4 protein-coding genes are annotated in these 3,334 nt (G+C 61.8%); 2 read left to right on the forward strand and 2 right to left on the reverse strand.

The annotated features are described in order from the left end of the window. Positions 1-73 precede the first annotated feature (73 nt). Complete coding sequence (locus ACRESD_RS12480) at positions 74-715, reverse strand: HD domain-containing protein (protein ID WP_431751168.1); 642 nt, start codon at positions 713-715, stop codon at positions 74-76. Between the two features lie 255 nt (positions 716-970). Here ACRESD_RS12480 and ACRESD_RS12485 point away from each other — a divergent pair, with 255 nt between their 5' ends. Beyond that, the gene (locus ACRESD_RS12485; RefSeq protein WP_431751169.1) at positions 971-1,936 is read left to right on the forward strand and encodes a GlxA family transcriptional regulator; all 966 of its coding nucleotides are present in this window, start codon (positions 971-973) and stop codon (positions 1,934-1,936) included. Here ACRESD_RS12485 and ACRESD_RS12490 read toward each other — a convergent pair. Beyond that, on the reverse strand, positions 1,914-2,267 hold the full coding sequence (locus ACRESD_RS12490) for a carboxymuconolactone decarboxylase family protein (RefSeq protein WP_431751170.1): 354 nt from the start codon (positions 2,265-2,267) through the stop codon (positions 1,914-1,916). The genes ACRESD_RS12485 and ACRESD_RS12490 overlap by 23 nt on opposite strands. A 99-nt stretch (positions 2,268-2,366) precedes the next feature. On the opposite strand from ACRESD_RS12490, the gene ACRESD_RS12495 reads away from it, so the two are divergent. Further along, complete coding sequence (locus ACRESD_RS12495) at positions 2,367-3,269, forward strand: AraC family transcriptional regulator (protein ID WP_431751171.1); 903 nt, start codon at positions 2,367-2,369, stop codon at positions 3,267-3,269. Positions 3,270-3,334: the final 65 nt, after the last annotated feature.

Here is a 3,334-nt window from a genome sequence, read left to right on the forward strand (position 1 = left end):
CACCAGATGTCTCGACTGGTCCACCGCATTCGCGAGCAAGCCCGCTCCCACATTGGATTGCATTTCAGGTCGATTACGCAGTCCAGGGCGATTTGCGGATGACTTCAACAAAATTCATCGGCTTGAACCCCGGTTCCTGATCTACCAGCACATCCGTCTTCACGTTGCCGAACGTGGTCTGTGGGCGATGGCGCAAGCCGTCGGCAAAGGCGCAGATGATGCACTCCTTGAACCCTTCACCCCGTGGATGCGCATGCACCACCGCCTCGCGCTGCACGCTGGAAAACGCTGCGTAATCCATACCCAAGACATCCATCTCGACGCCAGCCGTCACCAGTGCAACGGTTGGGCGCAGATGCTGTGGCACGCCCGGCGTGGTATGCAGGGCGATGGACAGCCATACCTGTTCGATATCGTCGTCACTCAACCCGTAAGGCTTGAGGAACGCGGCCGCCGCATTGGCGCCGTCCACTTCGAAACGCTCGTTGTCACTGCGATGGCCTTCGACCAGGCCCAGGTCATGGAACATCGCGCCGACGTAGAGCAACTCCGGGTTGTAAGCGAGTTGTTTGCGTTCACCGCTTAAGGCGCCGAACAGAAACACGCGGCGGGAGTGGTGATAAAGCAGGTCGGATTCGACGTCTCGGATGTATTCGGTGGTGGCCTTGGCCAGTGCGCTGTCGGGGATCTGGATACCGGCGATGATGGTGCTCATGATGGCTCTCCTCTGGAAAGATTCCAGTCTGGTCGCGTGCCTGCGAAGGGGCCATCGCGGCGAGGGAGCGATCCCGGCCAATGTGGTTGCACATCGTGCCAAGGCTGTACGCGATCAAATATGGGAGCTGGCATGTGGGAGCTGGCTTGCCTGCGATAGCATCACCTGGGTATACCTGACAGACCGAGTCGCCTGCATCGCGGGCAAGCCCGGCTCCCACAGGGTTTCGCGCCAGTCCAGAGATAAGGTTTACTCATGCGAAAAACCGTTGCCATTCTGATCTTTCCCGGCGTCCAGTCGCTGGATGTGACGGGGCCGATGGATGTGTTTTGCGAGGCCAATCGCTTTTTGCCGCCGCAGGACCATTATCAGCTGGAAGTCATCGGCCTCGACCACGGCGCGATGGCGGCCTCCAACGGCCTGTCACTACAGGCTCATCGGCATTTCAGCGAAGCCCTTGAGCCCTACGACTTGCTGCTGGTCGCTGGCGGCCCGCAATTGCCCTTCGAGGATTTCGGTGCCTCCTTCGATGACTGGCTACGCGGTGCAACCCAGAGAGCACAACGCTTCGGTTCGATCTGCAACGGCGCCTTCCTGCTGGCTCGCGCTGGCCTGCTGGATGGAAAAACCGTCACCACCCACTGGAACGACGCCGCGGATTTGGCGCGCCTGTGCCCTACAGCCCAGGTCGATGCCGATCGCCTCTACGCACAGGACGGCAACCTCTACACGTCGGCGGGTGTGACCGCAGGCATCGATCTGTCGCTGTACCTGTTGGCCCAGGACCATGGCCCGGAAGTCGCGCTGAGCGTGGCCAAGCGTCTGGTGGTGTTCACCCAGCGTTCCGGTGGGCAGTCGCAGTTCAGCCCGTTCCTCACGCCCCACGCCGAAAACACCTCGGCGGTGGCGCTGGTGCAGCTGTACGTGTTGGCGAACCTGACGGGGGATTTGACCATCGCCGATCTGGCCAAGGCGGCCAATATGAGTGCACGCAATTTCTCCCGGGTGTTTGCCCGTGAAGCACGGATAACGCCGGCTGAGTTTGTCGAGCGAGCGCGGGTGGATGCGGCGCGGGTGATGCTCGAAAGCAGCGCCGCACCGCTCAAGACCGTGGCCTATCAATGCGGCTTTCGCGATGCCCAGCACATGCGCAGTGTGTTCAATCGCCGGCTGGGCGTGACCCCGCAACAGTTCCGGCTTAACTTTGCGGCGCCGGTTTGAGCGTGTCGAAGGCTTCCAGGGCGCGCAGCGAGTAGATGTACGCGGCGCCGGCATTCAGCGAAATCGCGGTAGCCAGGGTGGCGGCGACTTCCTCGCGGGTGGCGCCGGCCTTGATTGCCGCATCGGCATGTACGCCGATACAGCCGTCGCAGCGGGTGGTGATGGCCACGGCGATGGAAATCAGCTCGCGGGTCTTGGCGTCGAGCACGTTGTTTTCCTCGGCAGCCTCGCCCAGCGCCATGTAGGCTTTGACCATCTTCGGGTTGCTCTTGCCCAGCGCGCCAAAGGCTTTCTTCACGGTAGGCAGCAAGTCGGACCAGTTATTGAACATTGCGGTAACTCCTGAACGGGTTGGGTGTGAAGCCAGTGTGTGCCGTTCAGTGTTGGCGTTATTGTTCAATCCGCTCATCTTTTTGACCGATGCTCGCAAATGAATTCAATCGACACGCTTATCGCACTGGCCAACCTGCGCGGCAGCCTGGACTTGCGATGCCAGTTCCAGGGCGATTGGGCCCTGGATCACGCCCCGGAAACTCTTGGCATAGCGCCGTACCACATTGTGCTCAGTGGCACTTGCAATGCCGAGCTGTCGGGTGGGCAGCACGTGACGCTGGAAGAGGGCGATATCCTGCTGATGCCCGGCGGCGCCACTCATTTGCTGCGCAGCCAGGGTGCGCGCATCCGGCCGATGCAGCCCACGGTGATCGACGGTGGTTTACTCCCGGTGCATCGCCTGGGCGGTGAGCGACCGGAGGTGGACATGCTCTGCGGCAGCTTTCACTACAACCGTCAGTCATTGTTGTTTGGAGCGTTGCCCGAGTACTTGGTGGTGTCCAGCCGGGAGTGGCAGGGCGACGGCCAACTGGCGGCGTTGATCGCTTTGCTGCGCAGCGAAGCGGACGGCCAGCAACTGGGGGCGCGTACGTTTATCGATGCACTGTCATCAGCGCTGTTCACCCTGATCTTGCGTACCTGGCTGGCTCACCAGGCGCCGGTGGCAGGCACCTTTGCGCTGCTTGCCGACAAGCGCCTGAGCAAAGCCTGGCAGGCGATGCTGGCCGAGCCGGGCCATGAATGGACCATCGATAGCCTGGCTGCTGCTGCGACCATGTCGCGGGCGACCTTTATGCGGGCGTTCGTGAAAGTGGCTGGCGTGTCGCCGTGGGTGCTGCTGACCCAGTTGCGTATGGAGTTGGCGTTCAACCTGCTGCGCCAGTCGCGCCTGAGCCTGATGGATATCGCCGCCCAGGTGGGCTACCAGTCCCAGGCGGCGTTCAGCAAGAAATTCAAGGAAACCTATGGCGAAGCGCCGGGGCGGATGCGGGCACGCTAATCGTCACGGTGAGGGCCAAATGTGGGAGCGGGCTTGCTCGCGAATACGCTGGGTCAGTCGCCACA

This window comes from Pseudomonas sp., from assembly GCF_050739995.1.
In the GTDB taxonomy this organism is placed as follows: domain Bacteria; phylum Pseudomonadota; class Gammaproteobacteria; order Pseudomonadales; family Pseudomonadaceae; genus Aquipseudomonas.

What these genes read in the sequence shown, in the direction of transcription:
- ACRESD_RS12480 (WP_431751168.1), bottom strand. Translation starts at nt 715, where the DNA reads ATGAGCACCATCATCGCCGGTATCCAGATCCCCGACAGCGCACTGGCC.
- ACRESD_RS12485 (WP_431751169.1), top strand. Translation starts at nt 971, where the DNA reads ATGCGAAAAACCGTTGCCATTCTGATCTTTCCCGGCGTCCAGTCGCTG.
- ACRESD_RS12490 (WP_431751170.1), bottom strand. Translation starts at nt 2,267, where the DNA reads ATGTTCAATAACTGGTCCGACTTGCTGCCTACCGTGAAGAAAGCCTTT.
- ACRESD_RS12495 (WP_431751171.1), top strand. Translation starts at nt 2,367, where the DNA reads ATGAATTCAATCGACACGCTTATCGCACTGGCCAACCTGCGCGGCAGC.